Source organism: Roseovarius sp. AK1035 (assembly GCF_003288315.1).
In the GTDB taxonomy this organism is placed as follows: domain Bacteria; phylum Pseudomonadota; class Alphaproteobacteria; order Rhodobacterales; family Rhodobacteraceae; genus Roseovarius; species Roseovarius mucosus_A.
Map to the genome: position 1 here is coordinate 2,806,364 of NZ_CP030099.1, position 22,283 is coordinate 2,828,646.

Annotated in this window: 18 protein-coding genes, 1 tRNA gene and 1 pseudogene; 10 read left to right on the plus strand and 10 right to left on the minus strand. The window is 60.3% G+C overall.

Translation table 11 applies throughout. The annotated features are described in order from the left end of the window. Positions 1 to 48 precede the first annotated feature (48 nt). On the plus strand, positions 49 to 858 hold the full coding sequence (locus RAK1035_RS13425; RefSeq protein ID WP_008282125.1) for a DUF2189 domain-containing protein: 810 nt from the start codon (positions 49 to 51) through the stop codon (positions 856 to 858). Positions 859 to 883: 25 nt separating this feature from the next. Here the strand turns inward: RAK1035_RS13425 and RAK1035_RS13430 are convergent, their stop codons facing one another. The 7 genes from RAK1035_RS13430 to RAK1035_RS13460 form a co-directional block, all read right to left on the minus strand. Then, the gene (locus tag RAK1035_RS13430) at positions 884 to 1,096 is read right to left on the minus strand and encodes a hypothetical protein (RefSeq protein ID WP_008282126.1); all 213 of its coding nucleotides are present in this window, start codon (positions 1,094 to 1,096) and stop codon (positions 884 to 886) included. Continuing rightward, positions 1,093 to 2,250, minus strand: a complete 1,158-nt coding sequence (locus RAK1035_RS13435) for an aromatic ring-hydroxylating oxygenase subunit alpha (protein WP_008282127.1) — start codon at positions 2,248 to 2,250, stop codon at positions 1,093 to 1,095. The genes RAK1035_RS13430 and RAK1035_RS13435 overlap by 4 nt, the downstream gene beginning before the upstream one ends. Positions 2,251 to 2,364: 114 nt before the next feature. Then, complete coding sequence (gene ilvN, locus RAK1035_RS13440; RefSeq protein WP_008282128.1) at positions 2,365 to 2,925, minus strand: acetolactate synthase small subunit; 561 nt, start codon at positions 2,923 to 2,925, stop codon at positions 2,365 to 2,367. An 85-nt stretch (positions 2,926 to 3,010) separates the two neighbouring features. Next, a complete protein-coding gene (locus RAK1035_RS13445) occupies positions 3,011 to 4,765 on the minus strand; it encodes an acetolactate synthase 3 large subunit (RefSeq protein ID WP_008282129.1) in 1,755 nt (584 codons plus the stop codon). Between the two features lie 408 nt (positions 4,766 to 5,173). Beyond that, a complete protein-coding gene (locus tag RAK1035_RS13450) occupies positions 5,174 to 5,821 on the minus strand; it encodes a response regulator transcription factor (RefSeq protein WP_037298301.1) in 648 nt (215 codons plus the stop codon). Next, positions 5,818 to 7,245, minus strand: coding sequence for a cache domain-containing protein (locus tag RAK1035_RS13455; protein WP_008282131.1), 1,428 nt, complete (start codon positions 7,243 to 7,245; stop codon positions 5,818 to 5,820). Before RAK1035_RS13455 ends, RAK1035_RS13450 begins: the two co-directional genes overlap by 4 nt. 47 nt (positions 7,246 to 7,292) lie before the next feature. Next, a complete protein-coding gene (locus RAK1035_RS13460; RefSeq protein WP_008282132.1) occupies positions 7,293 to 8,555 on the minus strand; it encodes a SulP family inorganic anion transporter in 1,263 nt (420 codons plus the stop codon). A 245-nt stretch (positions 8,556 to 8,800) separates the two neighbouring features. On the opposite strand from RAK1035_RS13460, the gene RAK1035_RS13465 reads away from it, so the two are divergent. The 4 genes from RAK1035_RS13465 (at position 8,801) to RAK1035_RS13480 (ending at position 13,517) form a co-directional block, all read left to right on the plus strand. Further along, the gene (locus tag RAK1035_RS13465) at positions 8,801 to 9,886 is read left to right on the plus strand and encodes a TRAP transporter substrate-binding protein (protein ID WP_008282133.1); all 1,086 of its coding nucleotides are present in this window, start codon (positions 8,801 to 8,803) and stop codon (positions 9,884 to 9,886) included. A 103-nt stretch (positions 9,887 to 9,989) separates the two neighbouring features. Next, positions 9,990 to 10,880 (plus strand): TRAP transporter small permease subunit, encoded by an 891-nt coding sequence (locus tag RAK1035_RS13470; protein WP_008282134.1) that lies wholly within the window; start codon positions 9,990 to 9,992, stop codon positions 10,878 to 10,880. A 14-nt stretch (positions 10,881 to 10,894) separates the two neighbouring features. After that, positions 10,895 to 13,252 (plus strand): TRAP transporter large permease, encoded by a 2,358-nt coding sequence (locus RAK1035_RS13475; protein ID WP_008282135.1) that lies wholly within the window; start codon positions 10,895 to 10,897, stop codon positions 13,250 to 13,252. A gap of 175 nt (positions 13,253 to 13,427) precedes the next feature. Then, a tRNA-Ser gene (locus RAK1035_RS13480) sits at positions 13,428 to 13,517 on the plus strand. 357 nt (positions 13,518 to 13,874) lie between these two features. Here RAK1035_RS13480 and RAK1035_RS20725 read toward each other — a convergent pair. Both RAK1035_RS20725 and RAK1035_RS13490 read right to left on the minus strand, forming a co-directional pair. Continuing rightward, positions 13,875 to 14,084, minus strand: a pseudogene (locus tag RAK1035_RS20725) (IS3 family transposase); the annotation flags it as partial. A 32-nt stretch (positions 14,085 to 14,116) separates the two neighbouring features. Continuing rightward, a complete protein-coding gene (locus RAK1035_RS13490) occupies positions 14,117 to 14,800 on the minus strand; it encodes a Crp/Fnr family transcriptional regulator (protein ID WP_008282137.1) in 684 nt (227 codons plus the stop codon). Positions 14,801 to 14,981: 181 nt separating this feature from the next. Between RAK1035_RS13490 and RAK1035_RS13495 the strand changes: the two genes are divergently transcribed. The 3 genes from RAK1035_RS13495 to RAK1035_RS20520 all read left to right on the plus strand — a co-directional run bounded on the left by RAK1035_RS13495 (position 14,982) and on the right by RAK1035_RS20520 (position 18,810). Further along, positions 14,982 to 15,728 carry a hypothetical protein gene (locus tag RAK1035_RS13495; protein WP_008282138.1) on the plus strand — a complete coding sequence of 249 codons (747 nt, stop codon included), beginning with the start codon at positions 14,982 to 14,984 and terminating at the stop codon, positions 15,726 to 15,728. A gap of 31 nt (positions 15,729 to 15,759) precedes the next feature. Beyond that, complete coding sequence (locus RAK1035_RS13500) at positions 15,760 to 17,859, plus strand: alkyl/aryl-sulfatase (protein WP_008282139.1); 2,100 nt, start codon at positions 15,760 to 15,762, stop codon at positions 17,857 to 17,859. Between the two features lie 144 nt (positions 17,860 to 18,003). Beyond that, positions 18,004 to 18,810, plus strand: a complete 807-nt coding sequence (locus RAK1035_RS20520; RefSeq protein WP_008282140.1) for a hypothetical protein — start codon at positions 18,004 to 18,006, stop codon at positions 18,808 to 18,810. Positions 18,811 to 18,901: 91 nt separating this feature from the next. Here RAK1035_RS20520 and RAK1035_RS13510 read toward each other — a convergent pair whose 3' ends face one another. Then, positions 18,902 to 20,014, minus strand: coding sequence for a trypsin-like peptidase domain-containing protein (locus RAK1035_RS13510; RefSeq protein WP_037298385.1), 1,113 nt, complete (start codon positions 20,012 to 20,014; stop codon positions 18,902 to 18,904). 175 nt (positions 20,015 to 20,189) lie between these two features. Here RAK1035_RS13510 and RAK1035_RS13515 point away from each other — a divergent pair, with 175 nt between their 5' ends. Next, positions 20,190 to 20,861, plus strand: coding sequence for a winged helix-turn-helix domain-containing protein (locus RAK1035_RS13515; RefSeq protein ID WP_008282142.1), 672 nt, complete (start codon positions 20,190 to 20,192; stop codon positions 20,859 to 20,861). Next, positions 20,858 to 22,210 carry a sensor histidine kinase gene (locus RAK1035_RS13520; protein ID WP_008282143.1) on the plus strand — a complete coding sequence of 451 codons (1,353 nt, stop codon included), beginning with the start codon at positions 20,858 to 20,860 and terminating at the stop codon, positions 22,208 to 22,210. Before RAK1035_RS13515 ends, RAK1035_RS13520 begins: the two co-directional genes overlap by 4 nt. The last annotated feature ends 73 nt before the right edge of the window (positions 22,211 to 22,283 follow it).

The following is a 22,283-nucleotide window of genomic DNA, read 5'->3' on the forward strand; positions in this document are numbered from 1 at the left end:
TGGCCGTGAAATTGCTCTAGGCTCCCCCGAAAAGGGAGGAAGGGCACCATGCCGCAGAACGAGGTCAAGCCGCTGGGCGTGCCGGAGATGGGCGATGTCCGTTTTGACATGCTGGCAGAGGCGCTGCGCCGGGGCTGGTCGGACATGCGCCGCGCGCCGGGCTTTGCGGTGATCTTTGCAGGGGTTTATGTGGGAATCGGGCTGATTCTTGCGTGGATTACATGGGTCACGGGCAAAAGTTACTGGCTGATCTTTGCTGCTGTGGGCTTTCCCCTAGTGGGGCCTTTCGCGGCGGTGGGGCTCTACGAAGTCAGCCATCGCCTGAGCATGGGGCGGGCGCTGGTGGCGTCAGAGATTTTCGGCGTCATCGCCCATCAGAGACGGCGGCAATTGCCTTCGATCTGCGCCATCATCATCATGGTGTTCCTGTTCTGGTTCTTTCTGGCGCATATGATTTTCGCCCTGTTCCTGGGGCTATCGACCATGACCAATGTCTCAAGCTCGCTGGAGGTCTATTTCACGCCGGAGGGGCTGAGCATGTTGGCGGTGGGCACAGGCGTGGGCGCGGTCTTTGCCCTGTTGCTATATAGCCTGACGGTGGTGTCGCTGCCCCTGTTGCTGGACCGGGAGGTTGATTTTGTCACCGCGATGCTGACAAGCCTGCGGGTGGTGATCGAAAATCCGCTGCCGATGCTGGTCTGGGCAGCCCTAGTGGCGGGGCTGACATTTCTGGCGATGTTGCCTGCGTTTCTGGGGCTTTTCTTTGCGCTGCCGCTCTTGGGCCATGCGACATGGCATCTCTATACGCTGATTTGCGAGGCGGGGGGCGCTGCCCCCCGGACCCCCTGGAGTATTTGAGCCATAAAGAAACGGGGTGGGCGCGCTATGCCTCGCGACCATGGGCGACAAGGCGGGCGTGAAGACGCGCGGCCTCGAGCGCCCCGGCTTCGAGTGCGAAGATATAGGCATGGGTGAGAAAAAAGCAGGCGGCATCAAGCGTATTGGCCCGGTCCGCCGCCTGCGTATAGAGCGAGATCAGCGCTGCCCGGTCGCCTGTTGCATGGGCGCGGATCATCGCACTGTCGAGATCAGTCATTCCGCCGCGCGGCCCATGGCGCGATGTGCCTCGACGCGGCCTGCGACCCAATCGTGAAAGCAATGCGTGGGGCTATCCATCACCGGAGAGAAACGCCCGCCGTCGAAATAGGGGGCGTGGCGGCCGCGCTGCATGCCTTCGACGACAAAGATATCCTCTTCGAACACGGTTTTCCAAAGCTGGGTATTACGCAGGCGTAGCCCACCATCGGCATTGGGAACCGAGTAATAGAGGTGGATATGTTCGACGGTGCGCTCGGGGCCCTTCGGCTCTAGTATGATGACAAAGGCGTGGTCGCGGTGCACGCCCAAAAGGACGTTGGGGTAGGCCGCGACATATTCAGCCTGTTCGTTCCATTTCGCGCCCACTTCGGCGAAATCAGGGAAGGTCTGGCCGGTTTCATTGGTCAATTGGCGGTAGACCATGGTGCCCTGACCCGAATACGCGCCCGGTTTCTCGATGTGGTAATGATCTTCAAGCCGGGAATAGCTGTTGAGACCGGGGTGAACCCAAGGCAGGTGATAGCTCTCACAGTAATTTTCGACGGCGAGCTTCCAGTTCGTTTGCACCTCAAGCGTAAAGCGGCTGTCAGCACCGCCATGATAGACCGGCAGATCGAATTCGCCCCAGCGGGCGATGAGATCGGCCATGGCCACGTCGAACGCAGGGGCATCGCCCGAGACATTGATCCAGACCACATCGCGCCAGATATGGCTGCGAATCTCGGTCAGGCCCAACTCGTCGCGCTTGATGCTGGCGTGGGTGTTATGCCCCGGTCCGCCGACATGCGGGGTAGAGACCAATGCGCCCTTGGTGGAATAGCACCACGAATGATAGGGGCAGCGGATGGCCCCCTCGATCTTGCGCGGTTCCTCGACAAGGATCATGCCGCGATGGCGGCAGATGTTCTGGAAAACGCGGACCTCACCGTCCTTGTCGCGCAAAAGCAGGAGCGGCATGCCAAGAAATTCCAGCGGCTTGGCGTCACCCGGTTCCGGCACATCGGCCCCCACGGCAAGCCCGGCCCATTGGCTGAAGAGAAGCGCATGCTTTTCTTCCTCAAACACGGCGGGGTCGATGTAATGGGCGTTGGGCAGGCCGTTGGCCTGCTCTACGGGCGTGCGGACATTCGTGAGATCAGTCAGCGCGGGCATTGGGCGTCTCCGGGGTTGGGGCTGGTGCATACTCTGCCAGAGCCCCAACCCCGAACGCGCCTATCTGCGACGCGGCGCGTCTATCCCGCGACAAGCCTGCGATTGTGGCCCCTGTCAGAGACCGCGCGGCAGGGCGGCCACGCCGGTGCGGGCCATTTCTACCAGACCCAGAGGACGCATCAACTCGGCGAAGGCGTCGATTTTTTCAGGCGCGCCGGTGATTTCAAACACAAAGCTGGTGAGCGTGCTGTCCACCGCATTGGCGCGGAAGATATCGGCCAGACGCAGCGCCTCGACGCGCTTGTCGCCGCTGCCCTCGACCTTGAGCAGCGCCAATTCGCGCTCGACGCTGAGGCCTTCCACGGTAAGGTCATTGACCTTGTGCACGGGCACGATACGGCCAAGCTGCGCCTTGATCTGTTCGATCACCTGCGGCGTGCCGGTGGTCACGATGGTGATCCGGCTGGTGTGGCCGGTATGGTCCACCTCGGCCACTGTCAGGCTGTCGATGTTATAGCCTCGGCCGGAAAAAAGACCGATGACACGGGCCAGAACGCCGGGTTCGTTATCGACCAGAACCGCCAGCGTATGGGTTTCCTGCACATCCGAAAAGGTTGGGCGCAGGTTATAGGCGGAGTGTTTGGACGAGCCTTTTTTGATTTGCAGGGGGGACATTATGCAGTTCCTTCTTGTCGGGCTTTGGCGGCTGTTGGGGGGGCGCCCACCCTAGGGGATGGGCGCAGGGTGGGTGAACCCACCATCACACCAGAACGGCACCGCCCTCTTTGATGGCATCCTTGGTCGAGGCCTCACCCAAAATCATCTTGTTATGCGGCTCGCCGGACGGGATCATCGGGAAGCAGTTTTCATGCTTTTCCACGAGGCAATCAAAAATCACCGGCCCGTCATAATTGAGCATTTCCATGATCGCGTCATCAAGATCGGCAGGGTCGTTGCACAGGATGCCCTTGGCCCCAAAGGCCTCGGCCAGTTTTACGAAATCGGGCAAGGATTCCGACCAGCTTGAGGAGTAGCGCTCTCCGTGCAGCAATTCCTGCCATTGACGGACCATGCCCAAACGCTCGTTGTTGAGGATGAACTGTTTGACGGGCAGGTGGTACTGCATCGCCGTACCCATTTCCTGCATGTTCATCAGCCAAGACGCCTCGCCCGCGACATTGATCACGAGCGCCTCGGGATGGGCGATCTGGACGCCGATAGAGGCCGGAAAGCCGTATCCCATGGTGCCAAGCCCGCCAGAGGTCATCCAGCGGTTCGGATCGTTAAAGCCGAGATACTGCGCCGCCCACATCTGATGCTGGCCCACCTCGGTGCAGATATAGCGGTCGTGATCTTTGGTCAGCGCTTCGAGCCGGGCAAGCGCGTATTGCGGTTTGATGGTCTTGCCCTTTTGGGTGAACTTGAGGCAGTCCACCTTTTTCCACTCATTGATGCGCTCCCACCATTTGGCGATTGCCTCACGGTTGACCTTGGCACCGCGCGCCTTCCAAACCTCGAGCACATCGGACAGAACATTGGCGATGTCGCCGACAATCGGAATATCGGCGCGGATCACCTTGTTGATCGACGAGGGGTCGATGTCGATATGCGCCTTGATGCTATCCGGGCTAAAGGCATCGAGCCTGCCGGTGATCCGGTCGTCAAAGCGCGCGCCAATGTTGATCATGAGGTCGCAGCCATGCATGGTCATGTTGGCCTCATAAAGCCCATGCATGCCCAGCATGCCGATCCAGTTCTTGCCATTGGCAGGATAGGCCCCCAGACCCATCAGGGTGGATGTGGTGGGAATGCCGGTCGCTTCGACCAATTCGCGCAAAAGGCGCGTGGCCTCTGGGCCAGAGTTGATGACACCGCCACCGGTATAGAACACGGGGCGCTTGGCCTTTTCCAAGGCCGCGACCAGATCGGTGATGCCTTCGATGTCGCCTTTTACGCGGGGCTGGTAATGCGACACGCGCGCCTGATGCGGTGCCGTATAGGTGGCCGAGGCGAATTGGACGTCCTTCGGGATATCAACCAGAACCGGGCCAGGGCGGCCGGTGGTCGCAACATGAAACGCCTGATGCAGCGTATCCGCCAAGCGGGCGGTGTCGCTTACCAACCAGTTGTGCTTGGTGCAGGGGCGGGTAATGCCGACGGTATCGGCCTCTTGAAAGGCATCATTGCCGATCATGAAGGTTGGCACCTGTCCGGTCAGCACCACCAGCGGGATGGAATCCATCAACGCATCAGTCAGGCCTGTCACCGCGTTGGTTGCCCCCGGACCAGAGGTGACAAGAACCACGCCCGGTTTGCCGGTCGAGCGCGCATAGCCTTCGGCGGCATGCACTGCGGCCTGCTCGTGACGCACCAGAATGTGGCGGATGTCATTTTGCTGAAAGATTTCGTCGTAAATGGGTAGTACGGCACCGCCGGGATACCCGAATACGACATCCACGCCCTGATCCTTGAGGGCTTGGACCACCATTTTCGCTCCGGTCATCTGACGTGTCATGTGCTCGTGCTCCGTATATGACGTCAATTCAAGTCGCATAAAAAAGCCCCCGGTTTTCCGGGGGCGCATGGGGGACCCGAAGGGTGTCCGTTACCGGCCCATGCGCCACTTACCTACGATGAATACGAGTGTGTCCATGCGGGCGACTCCGTTCTGCGTGGCCGGGACATTAGGTGCGGGGGCAGGGGGCGTCAAGCCGATTTGGTGGATAAAATGTCGCAAAACGGGATGAAATCTTTGCATTTGTTGCGCAAAAAGAGGCGCGGACGTGTGTTTCCCGTTTTGAGTGCATGTCAGGGCCGCATTTTTCGGGAATCGCCCCGTGATGCTGGGGCCATGCGCGCGGCTTTCATCTGGCCTAAAATACCTCGGGGGTTTGGGGGCTGGCCCCCAAACTGGCCGCAGGGATCAAATGCGCACCCCGGTGCCCTGCAAAACGCCATGTTCGAGCGCATAACGGGTCAGCCCCGCCGTTGAGGCGATACCAAGCTTGCGCTTGATGTTCTTGCGATGCGTCTCGACCGTGCGCACGGAAATATCGAGCGCTTGCGCCACATCTTTGTTGGATTTGCCTTGGGCCAGTTGCAGCAGGATCGTCTGCTCGCGGTTGGTCAGCTGTTCGCGCTCGGGGTTTTCATAGGGCTCAAGCGAGCCTTTGGCCCCGGTGCACAGATAGCGTTGCCCGGTCATCACAGCGTCTATGGCGCGTTTGATCTCATCCGTGGGCACATCCTTGAGCACATAGCCCGCCGCGCCATGGCTGAGCGCTGAGGAAATATACTCGGGGCTGTCATGCATGCTCAGGATCAGGATGCGGGTCTCGGGGCGTTTCTCGAGGATGATTTCTGTCGTGGTCAGCCCCCCTAACCCCGGCATGTTGAGGTCAAGCAGGATCACATCGGGCGCAAGGCTCTCGACCCGGTCGATGATGGCCTGACCGTTGCCCAGCGTGGCCAGGATTTCGACATCCTCATAGCTTTCGAGAATGGATTGGATGCCTTCGGCGACCATTGGGTGGTCGTCCACGATTACGATCCGGATCGGTCTTGGGCTCATACGCGGGCCTTTTCCTTGGGGTTTGGCCGCTCTTGTGGCGGCAGAAGGTGTGTGAGGGGCACATTGGCTTCGATGGTCGTTCCGGTTTTCCCCGAGATCACGGTCAGCGTGCCGTCCAACTGTTCGACACGTTCCTGCATGTTGCGCAGGCCAAGCCCGCCGCCGGGCGTGCCCGAGGGTTTGGCGCGGTCGAGGCCGCAGCCATTATCCGCAATGCGCAGCGTGGCGCCATGTGTATGGCCGCGCACATCAACGGTCACGCGGGTGGCGCCGGAATGACGCTCGATATTCGTGAACGCCTCTTGAGCGACACGGTAGAGCGCAATCTTGGCTTCGTCATCCAGCCGGTTGCGGAAAACCACGGTGCTGAATTCGGTCGTGATGCCGGTGCGTTTGCCAAACTCTTCGGCAAGGGTTTTGAGGGCGGGGCCAAGGCCCAGATCATCCAGCACACCGGGGCGTAGGTCGCGGCTGATGCGGCGAACCTCTTGAATGGCCCCAGAGAGATGGGTGATACCCCGTTCCAGCGTGTCGGCGGCGCGGGCGTCGCCCGCCGCCAGCCGCCGCTTGGCGGTATCGAGCGCATAGCGCACGCCAACAAGAATTTGGCTGATACCGTCGTGGAGTTCGCGCGCAACGCGGCGGCGCTCTTCTTCTTGGGCATCAAACACCCGCTGTGTCAGCTTCTTGAGCTTGGCATCGGCAAGGCGACGTTCGCGGATGTTGATAAAAAGACCGGAGACAAAGACCAGTAACAGCGCTGCCAGCATCGCGGCACCGATATAGAAGAAGGTGCGCTCTACCCGCGCTTCGACCATCTGGCGAGAGGCCGTGACAGTGGCCACCACATCGTCGATGAAAACGCCCGTGCCCACCGCCCATCGCCAGTCCTGGAGCCCGATGACATAGGTCACCATCTGCGCACGCTCGCCGGTCGAGGGTTTTGGCCATTCATAGCTGTGATAGCCACCGCCGGTGCGCGCCAGCCGGATCAACTCATCGGTGATGGGCTGGCCGCCTTCATCCTCCAGCCCCGTCCAGTTGCGGCCGATAAGTTCGGTGCGGCGGGGACTGACAAGGTTGGTGCCGTCATAGTTGAACACAAAAAAGTATCCGTCCTGACCATAGAGCATGCCCGCGAGGATCTGGCTGACCTGTTCCATCGCGGCTTCGTCATTCGGGGCCGCGCGCCCGTAGATGTTCACAAAGGCAGTTCTGGCGATGGAGAGGTAATTCTTGAGCTCCGCACGCTTGGCCTCGATCAGTTGCGCCTCAAGCGTTTCGATCTCGCGTTCTGCCAGTTGACGCGATTGAAGCGTGACGACGACAGAAATCGCCAGCGCCGTCAGGATCAGCGGCAGGGTGGCGATCAGAAAAAGCTTTTGGCCATAATTAAGCCGGATGCGGGCGAAGAGGCGTTGCATGGATCAGCGATAGGGCCAAATGCGCGGCATTTCCAGCCTCTCGTGTATCAGTGCTCGGGCGGGCGCCAATCGGCGGGGGGCACATCGCCGCGGCGCAGGCGCAGCGCAAGCCCCAAGGCCACGCCCACCCCGATGGCAACTGTCAGGTCCGCCAGAACGGTCAGCACAAGCGTCAGCACAAGCAGCACGCGGTCCGAGGGACGGTCGGCCATGTAACCGCGCCATTTATGCGGCTCTGACATATTCCATGCGATCAATATCAAGAGCCCGGCAAGGGCGGGCATGGCGAAATACCCTGCCAAGGGCGCTGCAAGCAGCATCACAAGCAAGATCACCAGCGCATGGATCATGCCCGCAACGGGCGTGCGCCCACCGGCGCGCACATTGGTGGCGGTTCGGGCAATCGCGCCCGTGGCAGGCAGCCCACCAAAGAGCGCCGAGCCGATATTGGCCACGCCATTGGCCACGACCTCGGCATTGGGTTGCGATTTGTCGCCGATCATCCGGTCGGCCACGGCTGCGGAAAGAAGCGATTCCACGCCCGCCAAAAAGGCGATGATAAGGGCGGATGGCAGAAGGTCGATCATCCGCGAAAGGCTGAGATCCGGCACCACGGGCAGGTTGGGCGTATTGGGCAGCGGACCAAAGCGAGAGAGAAGCGTATCCACTGGCAGATGCCAAAGCGCCACTGCGGCCGAGGTCAGCCCGACCGCCACGATCAGCCCCGGATACCGAGGCGCTGCGCGACGCAGCCCCACGATCAGCACCATGGTTGCCAATCCGATCACCAGCGCTTGTGGGTTGAACGTGTCGCGCGCCTGCCAGAGCGTTTCGATCTTTTCAAGAAATTCGGCCGGAAGGCTTGTCGTGGTGAGGCCCAGAAAATCCTTGATCTGGCTGGTGGCAATGATGATGGCAATACCGATGGTAAAGCCGTTGATCACCGCCTCAGGGATGTGACGCACAAGGCTGCCGGCACGCAACCGACCCGCGACCACAAGGATCACGCCAGCCATCAGCGTGGCGATGATCAGCCCGTCCTGCCCGTGTTCGGCGATAACGCCGTAAACCACCACGATAAACGCACCGGTGGGTCCGCCGATCTGAACCCGGCTGCCCCCCAAGGCCGAAATAAGGAAGCCCGCGATAATCGCCGTTGTCAGCCCTGATGCCGGGTCAGCGCCCGACGCGATGGCAATGGCGATGCTGAGCGGCAGCGCCACCATAGCCACGCTGATCCCTGCGAAGAGGTCCGCACGGAACAGGGCCCCGGTATAGCCCGGTAGGGTGGTGAACAGCTTGGGTGTCATGTGCGAATCTCAACACCCGCGCCGATCCGGTTTCAAGCACAAAGAGCGGGCAGCGTGCACAATTGCATGCAAAGTCAGTGTGTGACCCCGGAAATCATCACGGAAAGTTTGAGACTCGCCACGGTTTCTACGCAGTAGTCGGTATTTGCAGATGCAAAACCCGTCGCTAAGGTCTGCCCACTACACAGGGTCCGGGTGCTGCCAAAGAGGTGGCGGCACTGTCATAAAAATGGGGAGGAAACCAAATGGATCGTCGTTCTTTTCTGAAAAATACCGCTTTGGGTGGCGGCGCTGCTGTTGCGGCTTCGACGCTGGCCGCGCCGCTTTATGCGCAAGGTGCGCGCAATCTGACCATGGTCACGACATGGGGCAGGGGCCTTGCGGGCGTGTTTGACGCCGCGCAGCGGGCCGCCGACAATATCAACGGCATGGCCGATGGCAGCATCGTGATCGACGTGAAAGGTGCCGGTGAACTGGTGGGCGCGTTCGAAGTGTTCGACGCTGTGACCGCGGGTCAGGCTGACATGTATCACGGGGCCGATTACTATTTCGTTGGCCAGCACCCGGCTTATGGCTTCTTCACCTCGGTGCCCTTTGGCATGACCGCGCAGGAATTGGTGAACTGGTACTACCATGACGGCGGTGCCGCGCTTCACGACGAGCTGGGTCAGATCTTTGGTCTCAAATCCTTTCTTGCGGGCAACACCGGCGCGCAGGCAGGTGGCTGGTTCTCGAAAGAGATCAACGGGCCAGAGGATTTCAACGGTCTCAAGTTCCGGATGCCCGGCCTGGGCGGTCTTGCGCTGGGCAAACTGGGGGCGAGCGTGCAGAACATTCCGGGTGCCGAAGTCTATCAGGCGCTGGCCTCGGGTGCCATCGACGGCACCGAGTGGATCGGTCCCTGGGCCGATGAAAAGGCCGGGTTCCAAGAGATCACCAAGTTCTATTACACCGCTGGGTTCCACGAGCCGGGTGCGGGCCTGTCGATCGGTATGAACCGCGAAGTGTTCGAGAGCCTGACCCCGGCCCAACAGAAGATCATCGAGATCGGCTGTGCCGAAGCGCATCAGTGGAATCTGGCACAGTTCCTGTCCAACAATTCGTCGGCCTTGCAACGCCTGCAATCCAATGGCGTCAAGACGCTGGAGTTCCCCGATAGCGTCTGGGATGCCTTTGGCCAAGCGTCTGACGCCGTGCATCAGGAAAACATGGGCGATGAGATCTACAAGCGCGTCTATGACAGCTACATGGCATCCATGAGGTCTTCGTCGGCTTGGATCAACAAGTCTGACGGGGCCTATACCGCGCAGCGCGACCGCGTTCTGGGCTAAGTCCCGGCAGGTTGGTTTGATTGGCAGGTCCCGGTTGCCGGGGCCTGTCACAATCGGATAACGGGCCACGCGGGCCCGCAGCACCGCGTGTCAGGGGGACAGGATGCTGGACGCAGTTCTCTGGATTTTCCAGAATATCGGCATGGCCTTTTACAATTTGGCCTATGCCATCAGCCATCCCGCTAGCTGGCTGGATTGGTCCGATAAAGAGGCGATCATGCGGGTCGTCTATTACGGTGGCTCGGTCGAGTTCTTCTTTGTGGCATTCACGGTGTTTCTTGTGATTACCGCCGTGGGCTTGTGGAAGAACGCTTTTCTATGGGGCTGTGTGCGCGGGCTAGAGGGGATGGCCAATACGGTTGGCCGCTTTGCCGCTTGGGCCGGGCTGATCATGGTGATCCAGCAAATCCTAATCGTGTTTATCCAGCGCATCTTTGCGCGCCCGGATATGGTGTTTGGCATCGGTATTCCGCTGCAACTCGACATCAGTTGGTATTCCGAAGAACTTAAACTTTACAACGCGCTGATCGTGACGCTCTGCGCCACATATACCTTTGTCCAAGGCGGGCATGTGCGGGTTGACCTGATCTATGCGCCGGTCAGTCACGCCACCAAAAAGATCATTGATATGGTGGGCAGTCTGATTTTCATGATGCCGATGGCGGTGTTGACGTGGATGTATGGCTGGTTCTTCATGTGGCGGCATTTGATCGTGCCCAACCCTTCGGCCAGCGAGACGCTGGACCGGCTCTTGATGAAATCCCGCGCGCTGCGCTGGAATGTTGAAACCATCGGGTTCAGCCCCAACGGTTTCAACGGCTATTTCCTCTTCAAGGTGTTGCTGGTGCTTTTTGCGGGGATGGTGTTCCTGCATGCGATGGCGTTTTTCTGGCGCTCTTATCTGGAGTTCAAGGAAGGCCCCGACAGTCTGGGCAAATACCTCGACCGCGACACGCTGGGTCAGGGCGAAGAAGCCTTTGAAGGCACACATTAAAGGGGCAGGGACCAATGCTATTCGGACTTGACGGGGTCGAGATCGGGCTGATCATCGTATTTCTATGCCTCTTTGGGGGCATTCTATCCGGCTTTCCCGTGGCCTTTGCCATTGGGGGTGCGGGCGTCGTGGCGTTTGGCATTATTGCCGGTTTAGACAGCGCAGGGCTGCTCATCCATCAGGCCATCGACACATCGAGTGAAGCCTATAATGCCATCGTGGCCAGCGGTGTGAGGCCCGATGCGATTTCGGTGTTCCGATACCCGGATTTGCCGCGTGCCGCGCAGCCGGTGTTTCCGCAGGGCTGGGAAGTGGCGCTGGATCGCAACGTATCGTTCCTTGTGAACCGGATCAACGAACGGGTTCTGGCGGGGGCCTCTATCGAGACGCTGCTGGCAGTGCTGATGTTCGTGATGATGGGCATCACGCTGGAACGCTCCAAGATCGCCAACGATCTTTTGACCACGATGTCGCGGGTGTTTGGCCCGCTGCCGGGCGGTCTGGCGGTATCGGTCGTGGTGGTGGGGACCTTCCTTGCGGCGTCGACCGGGATTGTGGGCGCAACTGTGGTAACCATGGGCCTTTTGAGCCTGCCCACGATGCTGCGCGCGGGCTATAGCCCACAACTGGCGACGGGGGTTATCGCGGCCTCGGGGACGCTGGGGCAGATTATCCCCCCCTCTATCGTGATCGTGCTTTTGGGCACGCTGGCCGGGGATCTCTATTCCGTGGCGCAGGAAAACCGGGCGCAAGCCGTGGGCTGCACCGATGCGCTGACCTATCTGGGCGAACCGGCAGTGGTCTCGGTTGGCACGCTCTTTCAGGCGGCGCTCTTGCCGGGTGTCATGTTGGCTTTGCTCTATGGGCTATACGCTTTTGGCTACGCGCTGGTGAACCCGTCCAAGGCCCCGGCGGTGCAGATCGCCAGTGGCCCACGCGGCGAGGTGATTACCCGCGGTGAGGGGTTCACGTGGTTTCTGGGTGTTCCGGTGGCCTTGATTGCCGGGGTGATGCTGTTCTCGACATTGGGGGTGGTCGGCAGTCAGAGCCTGATTGTGGACAGTTTCAGCGATCAGGGCAGTTCCGCGTCGCTGCGTACCAATGTAAGCCCCGAGTGTCAGGCGGCGATGATCGAATTGCACGGGCAATCCAAATGGGATGCGGCGGTGGCCGAGCAGCAGACGATTGATGCCGCCGGTGGGGTGGCGGCAAGCGTGCGACTGACTCCAGAAGAAATTGCCGCGCTGCGTGCACAGAAAGAGGTGGATGCCGCCCCCATCGGCACAGGGGTGGCCACGTTGATGGTGATGCTGGCCCTGACGCTGGCGGTGGCACGGGGCGTCGCTCCTTCGGCCAATCCGGCTCCGCTCTTGATCGGGGCGCTTGGTATCTTGCTTGGGCTTTTGGTGGATATCGCGCTCATCCGCCCGTCGACCTCTGCGGGGGTAACCGTGCTGTTGTTGCTCATCCCATTGGCCATGGCCTGCTACGGCTGTGCCCACGGTGCGGTGCGGATGGCCAAGAACGATTTGATCCGCGTTGTCTTTCCGCCTTTGGTGTTGATCGTGGCGGTTCTGGGCTCGATCCTCGGTGGGATCACCAACCCGACCCCGGCGGCAGCGCTGGGGGCAGGCGGGGCCATCATGCTTGCGGCCTATCGCAAGCTGCGCGATCAGGACCGGTCGCCCAAGATCATCATCCTTGCCACCTTGGCGGTGGTTCTGTCGATCCTGATCGGCATCAACTTTGACCTCCGGATCAATCAGGGCGGAGTGAGTTTTGAATCTTGGGTGGCGTTCTTCTTTGCCTATGCCGCCTATCTCTATGCGGTGTTCGGGCTCTTGTTCGCCTGCTGGGTGCTTTACACCGGTGGTGTGCTGACGCCGGTGGTGCGCGAGACGGCCAAGGTCACAAGCATGGTCTTTACCATCTTGATCGGTTCGCAACTCTTGAACCTTGTGGTCATCAGCTTTGGCGGTGAACATTACATTCAGGAATTCCTCAAGAGCTTTGACAATGAGCTCAAGGTTTTCCTGATCGTGATGCTGGTGCTCTTCGTGCTGGGCTTCGTGCTCGATTTCCTTGAGATCATCTATATCGTCATCCCCATCGTGGGGCCGGTGATCTATGGCGGAACGTTTGATCCAAAATGGGTGACGATCATGATCGCGGTCAATTTGCAGACTTCGTTCCTGACCCCGCCTTTTGGATTTGCGCTGTTTTATCTGCGCGGCGTTGCACCAAAGGAGGTCACAACGGGCCATATCTATCGCGGGGTTATCCCCTTTGTGCTGATACAGGTTGGGGCGCTTGGCATTTTGTGGTTCTTTCCGTCGATTGTCACGATTGTCCCGGCATTGATGGCGAATTGAGGGTGTCACGCGCTCTGTAAAGAGGGCCCAAGGCACGCTGGAACCAGAGACCCACAGAGCTGACCGCCCCTCACGAGGGGCGGTTTTATCTTTTCCAGGGCAGGCGCAAAGGATCGGACAGACAGTCGAAATTTGGCCTTGTAACTCTCCTACAGGGGCGGCTATACGCGTCAACGGAGCTGTGGCCGAGTGGTCGAAGGCGCTCCCCTGCTAAGGGAGTAGGCCCGGAAGGGTCTCGTGGGTTCGAATCCCATCGGCTCCGCCATTACCCATAGTTTTATTGGGTAAAATCAGTTTTTTTGAATACTACCCCCCTTAAAGCCCCACATAGAAGACGCGCTTACCGGCTTTTGGCTGTCCGATACTAGTCCGAGGCCCAGCCGCTTTGCTCAATCAGCTTTTGTACATCGCGTGTCTGAACAATTAGCTTACCATCACGCGGTATTAAGCAATCAGCCCGTAAATTCTTTGGATGTGGCCTGCTGCCCTGAGAGACCTCGTTCATGAGGTAGCTTTGTTCAGGTTTTGGCGGTCCCTCGAGCTTGCGGCTCTCCTGCTATTTCAGGATAGCGTTGGAAGTCCGTTCGGTCCCATTGTGAGCGACCATCATGCAGGGATAGCCCCGCAGGTCAGCATCTTCTGATCGGGTTGGCAGTTGCCGATAGGCACGCGGATTGATGCCAACCAAACCGCAGGCTCGCCGCAGCCGGCATCCCTTCAGCGTTGATACATCCATCATCTGTTCGGCCAGCAGCTTTTTGAGCTTGGTGTTCTCGGCCTCAAGAGCCTTCAGCCGCTTGGCCCCCGACACGTGCATGCCGCCAAACTTCGCACCCCGGAGAGAGCCTGGTGTATTGACGCATTTCAGTCTGGTTGGGCGGCGCGTTCTAGGGCGGCGTGGTCAACGATCCGCAGACCGCCATAGTCCGTGCGCACCGCGCCGACCTCGATCAGCGTTGCAAAAGCGCGGCGAAAGGCGGCACGGCTCATGCCCGCCATTCTTCCGAGGTCTTCTTGTGTCACCCGGACGGTTCCATCGTCACTTGCCAGACGCAGCAGCATCCGGGCGAACCGGGCCCGCGGGGGTAGAGAAAGCGTCTCGGCGTGGACCCTCAGGGCAAGCATCGTGTTGTTGTGGCTGAGCCTGAAAAAGCATGGCCAATCTTCGGGATTGTTGGCAAGGTTGCGGCGCACGGCGTTGATCGGGATGCGGAAAACGCGGCAATCCGTAGCCGCCGAAACGGTCACGCCCCGGTTCTTTTCCGCCAAAAGCGCCGAGTCGCCGATCCAGAAGCCGGGCTTTGCCCGATAGATGGTCACTTCCTCGTCGCCCCCGATTGCAATCGAAACATCAAGGAGGCCTTGGCCCAAACCAAAGAGCGCGTCCGGGGCATCACCAATCGTATAGATCATTCCGCCGCGCGGAACCGTCATCCAACGACCGGCCATCGCCATGCGGGTCTGGAATGCCAATGGCTGCTCGTGGAGCCAGCCCTCAGTGGGCAAACTGGAGAGCAGACTGGTGGCTTTTTCATCTGATTGCTTCATTCGTCGCAAACCCTCCCCATAAAGTCGGTATGATTCATTAAATACGAATGACGTCTGAATTTCGTTGACAGATATCAATTGGGCTTTCGGGCGGCGAGACGGGTCTGCAGCCGAGGGGGAAAGCTTTCATATCGGAAACGAGCAGGCGACACGTTTTGACCGCAACTGGGGAGCGTGGAGGATGTCTTGGAAAACGTGCATCATTGCCGCGTTGACGGTTTCGCCATTGGCTACGGTGGGGGCAGCGCAAGAAGCATCGTGGGAATTCACCCTCTCTCCGTATGTTTGGACGCCCGGGGCCTCTACATCTATCGAGACTGGTTTTGGCACGATTGACGCCGATGCGGGTGTTGGCGACGTTCTCTCGGCAACTGATTTCGCCTTTATGGGGGTGTTTGAGGCGCGGCGCGGGCCTTGGAGCCTGATCGCCGATCTTGTTTATACCGATCTCTCTGAGCGCCAGAATGCCCCGTTCGGCGCTCTCTTTTCGCGTGCGACGGTGGAAACTGAACTGCGGGTGGCAAGCGGCTATGCGGCCTATCGGCTGAAGGAGGGCGCACAGGTGTCGGTCGATCTGATGGGCGGGTTCCGTGCTGTGAGCGCCGATCTGGATGTGAGGCTCGCACCGGGCACGCTGCCGGGGCAGAGGTTCAACTTGGGTGACACTTGGATTGACCCGGTTCTGGGCGGGCGCATTCGTGTCGCCCTCAACTCGCGTTGGTATCTCACCGCCATGGCCGACTTTGGCGGCTCGGGGGGCGGGGACGACCGCACTTGGCAGGCCGTTGGGATGCTGGGCTACCAGATCAACGACCGTTGGTCGGTGCAGGGCGGTTGGCGCCACATGACGATCGACAGAGAAATCAAGGGACGCGACGTCGAGATTGATCTCGGAGGGCCGCTGATCGGTCTGACCGCACGGTTCTGACATTTGAGGATAACGCAATAAGGAGAGCACAATGACCACAAGGCGCCAATTCATCGGAGCCATCCCCGTTACGGGCGCAGCTTTTGCGCTGAGCGGTGCGCTATTCAACGAGGGGCCAGCCTTGGCTCAGGAAGCGCCGCCACCGCTTGCGGGTCATTTCCACCCCAAAGGCAAGGCGCCCAGCGTTCACACCATCCGGGCGCTCGAGGCGTCAGTGGCAAATCTGCCGCTCTCGGATACGCGGGATTTCGAAGAGCAGGCGCGCGGCTTCCTTGCCCCCCTGCCTGACCTCAAGATCATGGCGGATGCGGGCAACGTCGCCTGGGATCACGAGAGGTTTCTATTCAACGAGACGCAAGAGACCTTTGACAGCATCCATCCCTCACTTCTCCGGATTGCGCGGCTCAACAACAACTATGGGCTCTACGAGGTCATTCCGGGCATCTATCAGGTCCGTGGCCCCGATCTTGCCAATATTACCTTCGTGCGCGGCAAGACGGGCTGGATCATCTTTGACATCATGACAGCGGCCGAGACAGCGCGGGCGTCCTGGGAGTTGTTCCAGCGCGAGGTTGGCGACGGTCTCCCGCTCAAGGCGGTGATTTATTCGCATACGCACGGGGATCACTTTGGTGGGGTGCGTGGCATTGTCAGCGATGAAGAGGTAACCTCGGGCCGGGTCGAAATCATCGCCCCGGGCGGCTTCATGGACTTTACCATCTCGGAAAACGTCTATGCCGGGAATGCGATGAACCGGCGGCTGTTCTACCAATACGGCCTGCTTTTGCCGGTGGCCCCGCACGGGTTTGTAACGCAGGGCCTTGGCCATGTTGTGCCTGCCGGGGCATCCGGGTTGATCGCGCCCACGCGCTCGATCACCGAGCCCATCGAAGAGGTCGAGATCGACGGGTTGCGGATGATCTTTCAGAATACGCCCAACACCGAAGCCCCTCGGGAGATGAACACCTATATCCCCGAGATGAAGGCGCTGTGGATGGCCGAGAACGTGACCGCGACGCTGCACAACATCTACACGCTGCGCGGTGCTCCGGTGCGCGATCCGCTCAACTGGTCGAAATATATCGCCGATGCGCTGTTCCGCTTTGGGCAAGAGGCCGAAGTCATGTTCGCCTCGCATCACTGGCCACGTTGGGGCAACGCGCGCATTCAAGAGGTGCTCCGCGACCAGCGCGATCTCTATGCCAACGCCAATAACCAGGTTCTTCACTACGCCAATCAGGGCGTCACCATCAACCAGATCCACAATGTCTATGAGGTGCCGAAGGGGCTTCAGGCGAAATGGCATTGTCGGGGCTATCACGGCTCTCCTGAACATAACGCCCGTGGTGTGGCACAGCGCTTTCTTGGGTTCTGGGATTGCAACCCTGCAACGTTAATCCCGCTATCGCCCGCCGACTCGGCCCCGCTTTATGTCGAGATGATGGGCGGGTCCGAGCGGATCATCGCGCGCTCGCGCGCCTTGTTTGACGCGGGCGACTACCTGCTTGCCTCGGAGATCATGAACAAGCTGGTTCAGGCGGAGCCGGGCAATGTCGAGGCCAAGGACCTGCTGGCCGACGTCTTTGAACAGCTTGGCTATCAGCAAGAGAATCCGGGGCTGCGCAACAGTTTCCTCGCGGCGGCCTACGAGCTTCGGACAGGTATTCCTCAGGGCGCAACCGCAAGCTCGACCGGGCCGGATATCATTCGGGCCATGTCGACCGAGCTTTTCCTCAACTTCCTTGGCATCCGGATGGACAGCCAAAGGGCGGAGGGGTTGGAATTCAGCATCAATCTTGTGACGCCGGACAATGGTGAGCAGTTCATCGTCGAGTTGCGGAACGCAACGCTGACAAACATTCAGGGGTTCCAGGACCCGGCGGCGGACCTGACGCTGACGATCAACCGTGCCGATCTGGAGGTGACGATGGCGGGGATCAAGCCACTGGAAGAACAGCTTGCCGATGGCACGGCAACGGCCGAGGGCGATCTGGCAATCCTCGGACAGCTTGCGGCGTTGATGGTAGATTTCGATCCAAGGTTCGAAATCATGCCCGGCACCAAGGCAAAATCTGATGCGGCGGATACAGACCCCTACGCGGCTACGGTCGGGGCTGTCATTTCCGAGTAAACCTCTGGTGGTCAGCGCAGGATCATCGCTTGCCACCCCCTTGTTCGCTTGACCTTGCATTCCGGGACGACGGCAGAACGCCGGAGGCGCAGCATCCGCCTTAGGACACCCCGGAGCAGATCAACCTCAAAAAGGAGACGATCCATGCGCCGACATCTTGTCGCTGTGGGCCTCAGCCTCTTGCTTGCTGGCCCATGGGGCGGGCAGGCCTTGGCCCAAGACGCCGAAGAGCTTGCCCAGCAACTGGCAAATCCGGTCGCCTCGCTCATCAGCGTGCCGTTCCAGTTCAATCAGGACGACGGCATCGGACCAAATGGCGATGGATCGCGACTGGTTCTTAACGTCCAGCCGGTTATTCCCTTTTCTATCGGCGAGAATTGGAACCTGATTTCGCGGACGATTGTCCCGATCATCCATCAGGATGATGTCGTGCCTGGATCAGGATCGCAGAGCGGCCTTGGCGACATTCTCCAGAGTTTCTTCTTCTCGCCCAAGGCCCCCACGGCGGGCGGTGTCATTTGGGGACTGGGGTCTGTCGTGCTCTTTCCGACTGCGACCGATGATCTGCTCGGTTCCGAGAAATGGGGGGCAGGGCCGACTGGCGTCGTGCTGGTTCAACGCGGGCCCTGGACAGTGGGGGGGCTGGCCAACCATATTTGGTCCTTTGCCGGTGATGGCGCGCGCGCGGATATCAACAGGAGCTTTGTGCAGCCCTTCGTGTCTTACACCACCGAGAATGCTTGGACCTTCACCTTGCAGACTGAGACTGCCTATGACTGGGAGACCGAGGACTGGGCGGTTCCAGTTAATGCAGTGGCCTCAAAACTGGTGCGGATCGGGGGCAAGCCTGTCAGCCTGTTCGGCGGCGTTCGCTATTGGGCCGACAGCCCAGCCGCAGGTCCCGATGATTGGGGGATACGCTTTGGGGCGACATTCCTCTTTCCAAAATGAGCTGGCACGGGTCGGGAGGGGCGGGTTTGCGCAATATGTCGGGTGAGTTGTCCGTGTCGGCGCCGCATGGATGCGCCGACACGGATTTTCCTCAGGCGTTCGGATTAGCCAATGTGCCAATCGTCACGTCGAGGGTCTTTTCCGTGCCTTTGTGCAGCACGGTGACCGGCACGACGGCCTCGGGATCGGTCGCCGCCACGGCGCGGGTCAGATCGCGCAACTCGGCAATCGCGGTCTCGTTGAAGCTGAGGATGATGTCGCCTTGCATGAGGCCCGCCTTGGCAGCGGGGCTGTCGGGCGTCACATTCTCGATCACAGCGCCTCTGGGGGTGTCATAACCCAGCACCTGCGCGATATCCTCGGGCATCGGCTTGATCTGCACGCCCAGCCAGCCACGGGTGATCATGCCGTCATCCGACAGGTCCGCCACGATGTGCTGCACGAGGTCCGACGGCACCGCAAAGCCAATGCCGACCGACCCACCATCGGGAGAGAAGATGGCGGTGTTCATGCCGATCACCTCGCCTGCGTTGTTAAAGAGAGGCCCACCGGAATTGCCCCGGTTGATGGCGGCATCGGTCTGGATATAGTCATCATAGGGGCCAGAATTGATGTTGCGCGACAGGGCCGAGACGATGCCGGAGGTCACCGTGCCGCCCAAACCATAGGGATTGCCAACTGCAACCACCTCATCCCCGGCCCGCATCGTGTCCGACTTGCCGAAACGCACGAAGGGCAGGGGTTCCTCTGTGTCAAGCTGAAGAACGGCCACATCAGTCAGCGGGTCGCTGCCGATAACGGTGGCGTCGAATGCGCGGCCATCGGCCAATTTGACGGTCACGGTCTCGGCACCTTCGACCACGTGGTTGTTGGTGACGATCTTGCCGTCTTCGGAAATGATGAAGCCCGATCCAAGACCTTGACGGGCTGGCATCTCACCCTCGGGCATCATCCGCTCGAATTGACGGCGCAGCTCTTCGGGCAGGTCTTCGGGCAATTGGCCGGACATGTTGGTCGGCTGTGACTTGGCGGTGACTTCGATATAGACCACGGCGGGCGAGACGGCGGCGACAAGATCGCCATATCCCCCCGCAGGGACAGCCAGTGCCGGGCTGGCGATGCCGAGAGAAAGGCCTGTTGCGCCCAAGACGGCGACAAGGGCTGCGGACCCTGCAAGGCGACGGGAAAGAGGTGTGGAGGACATCATTGAAAGCTCCGTTGTGTTGCGTGCGATGGTGCCCATATGATGCGCGGGTCTCACAGCCGGATGTGCCCAACTATACAAATAGTTTAGGAAGGGCAGGCGCTTCCAAAAACGGGTGCAAATCGGTTCCAACGGGGATAGCCGGTTCACAGGCCAAGGAAATCACGAGGATGACATGAAGCTGCTTGTGGTCGAAGACGATGCAACGACGGGGGCCTATATCGCGCGGGGTCTGCGCGAGGAAGGGCAGAGCGTCGATCTGGTCAGCAACGGGCGGGATGCGTTGATTCAGGCGACGAGCGGACCCTATGACGTTCTGATCATCGACCGAATGCTGCCTGAAATCGACGGGCTGACACTGGTCAAGACCCTGCGCGGCGCGGGCAACCACACGCCGGTTCTTTTCCTGACCTCGCTTGGCAGCGTCGACGAACGTGTCAGCGGTTTGAACGCGGGGGCGGATGATTATCTGGTCAAACCCTTTGCCTTTGGCGAGTTATCGGCACGGGTTGCGGCGCTGGCGCGGCGTCCGCATGCGCTGGAGCAAGAGACCGTGTTGCGCGCAGGCCCTCTGGAAATGGATCTGATCGCCCGCAAGGTGACGCGAGAGGGGCAGGAGATTGACCTTTTGCCACGTGAGTTTGCCATTCTCGAACATCTCATGCGCCGCAAGGGGCGCGTGCAGACACGCACGATGCTGCTCGAGGCGATCTGGGATATCTCGTTCGATCCGATGACCAATGTGGTTGAAACCCATATCAGCCGCTTGCGAGCCAAGGTTGACAAACCCTTTACAACCGAACTTATCAAGACGGTGCGCGGTGCCGGCTACCGGATCGACGCATGACCTTGAGGCGCGCCTTTTTGCTGCGCTCTATGCCGATCCGGCTGGCGGCAGGGCTTGTGCTCTTGTTCGCGCTGGTATCGCTGCTGGGGCTTTGGGCGAGTTACCTCTACACGCGGTCCTCTTTCGAGCAGACGCTCCGCGCCGATCTTACGCAGGATATGGCGGGGTTTCGCGCGGCCCCGTCTGCCGCCGCCCTCGCCGCACTGGTCGAGGCCGAGGCACGCAGCACCGATCCTGAGCGGGTCGTGCTGAGCTATTTCGCCCCGAACGGGCGGCATTATGGCAATGCGCTGGTGGCGCGCGATGCGGATGGATATCGGATCATATCCTATCTTCCGGGCAATCCCGAGATTGAGGGGCGATTTCTGGCGCTGACCACATCGCTGCAGGGTGGCCAGTTGACCGTGGCGCGCAGCCTTGCGCATATCGACGCGCTGCGGGATGCGTTTCTCAACATCCTGGGTATCTCGCTGCTGCCGACGGTTCTTGTGGCGCTGTCGGGCGGGTGGGTGCTGGCGCGGCGCGGCGCACGGCATGTGGCGGTTATCAGCGGAACGCTGGATCACCTGACATCGGGAAACCGAGAGGCGCGGGTGGGGGATGTCACTGGCTGGTCAGACGATCTGGCGCGCATTGCCGCCAAGGTCGATCAGATGGCCCGCGCGCAAGAGGATTCGGTCGAGAGCCTGCGGCAGGTGTCCTCGGATATTGCCCATGACCTCAAGACCCCGATCCAGCGCGCCGCCGTGCATCTGGACGATCTGAGCCAGAGCCCGGATCTGACCAAGGAGGCGCGGGAGATGCTGGGCCGGGCTCAGGCGGAACTCGACAGGATCGTGGCGATCTTTCACGCGCTCTTGCAACTGTCGCAGATCGAAAGCGGCTCGCCACGAGGGCGGTTTGCGCCGGTGGACCTGTCAGAACTGTGCCAGACGCTCTGTGATGTTTACGATCCTGCAACGGCCGAGAATGGGCAAATGCTGATCTGCGCCCTGCCGGATGCGCCCTTGCGCCCGGTGATGGGGGACCGCACCCTTTTGGGGCAGGTTCTGGCCAATCTCATCGAGAATGCCATGCATCACACCCCGCAAGGCACCACGATTACCGTTGCCCTATCAGAGGCAGAGACCCATATCGACCTGTCGGTCACGGATAACGGCCCCGGCATTCCCGAGGCAGAGCGGGATCTGGTGCTGCGCCGTCTCTACCGGCTGGATCGCAGCCGCGGGACCCCCGGAAACGGTCTGGGGCTGAGCCTTGTGGCGGGCATCGCCCAAGTGCATGACGCGGCGCTGACCCTCGAAGATGCGGGGCCGGGTCTGCGGGTCAGGCTCCGCTTTCCCGCCTAAAGCCTTTCGGCATTTCGCTGAAACGCCAACACGCTTTAACCCTTTGAATTGGCGAAATTTCAAACCCAAAAAG

Bases quoted from the DNA above. Each gene is read 5' to 3' on its own strand.
- RAK1035_RS13425 (WP_008282125.1), top strand. From the start codon at position 49: ATGCCGCAGAACGAGGTCAAGCCGCTGGGCGTGCCGGAGATGGGCGAT.
- RAK1035_RS13430 (WP_008282126.1), bottom strand. From the start codon at position 1,096: ATGACTGATCTCGACAGTGCGATGATCCGCGCCCATGCAACAGGCGAC.
- RAK1035_RS13435 (WP_008282127.1), bottom strand. From the start codon at position 2,250: ATGCCCGCGCTGACTGATCTCACGAATGTCCGCACGCCCGTAGAGCAG.
- ilvN (WP_008282128.1), bottom strand. From the start codon at position 2,925: ATGTCCCCCCTGCAAATCAAAAAAGGCTCGTCCAAACACTCCGCCTAT.
- RAK1035_RS13445 (WP_008282129.1), bottom strand. From the start codon at position 4,765: ATGACACGTCAGATGACCGGAGCGAAAATGGTGGTCCAAGCCCTCAAG.
- RAK1035_RS13450 (WP_037298301.1), bottom strand. From the start codon at position 5,821: ATGAGCCCAAGACCGATCCGGATCGTAATCGTGGACGACCACCCAATG.
- RAK1035_RS13455 (WP_008282131.1), bottom strand. From the start codon at position 7,245: ATGCAACGCCTCTTCGCCCGCATCCGGCTTAATTATGGCCAAAAGCTT.
- RAK1035_RS13460 (WP_008282132.1), bottom strand. From the start codon at position 8,555: ATGACACCCAAGCTGTTCACCACCCTACCGGGCTATACCGGGGCCCTG.
- RAK1035_RS13465 (WP_008282133.1), top strand. From the start codon at position 8,801: ATGGATCGTCGTTCTTTTCTGAAAAATACCGCTTTGGGTGGCGGCGCT.
- RAK1035_RS13470 (WP_008282134.1), top strand. From the start codon at position 9,990: ATGCTGGACGCAGTTCTCTGGATTTTCCAGAATATCGGCATGGCCTTT.
- RAK1035_RS13475 (WP_008282135.1), top strand. From the start codon at position 10,895: ATGCTATTCGGACTTGACGGGGTCGAGATCGGGCTGATCATCGTATTT.
- RAK1035_RS13490 (WP_008282137.1), bottom strand. From the start codon at position 14,800: ATGAAGCAATCAGATGAAAAAGCCACCAGTCTGCTCTCCAGTTTGCCC.
- RAK1035_RS13495 (WP_008282138.1), top strand. From the start codon at position 14,982: ATGTCTTGGAAAACGTGCATCATTGCCGCGTTGACGGTTTCGCCATTG.
- RAK1035_RS13500 (WP_008282139.1), top strand. From the start codon at position 15,760: ATGACCACAAGGCGCCAATTCATCGGAGCCATCCCCGTTACGGGCGCA.
- RAK1035_RS20520 (WP_008282140.1), top strand. From the start codon at position 18,004: ATGCGCCGACATCTTGTCGCTGTGGGCCTCAGCCTCTTGCTTGCTGGC.
- RAK1035_RS13510 (WP_037298385.1), bottom strand. From the start codon at position 20,014: ATGTCCTCCACACCTCTTTCCCGTCGCCTTGCAGGGTCCGCAGCCCTT.
- RAK1035_RS13515 (WP_008282142.1), top strand. From the start codon at position 20,190: ATGAAGCTGCTTGTGGTCGAAGACGATGCAACGACGGGGGCCTATATC.
- RAK1035_RS13520 (WP_008282143.1), top strand. From the start codon at position 20,858: ATGACCTTGAGGCGCGCCTTTTTGCTGCGCTCTATGCCGATCCGGCTG.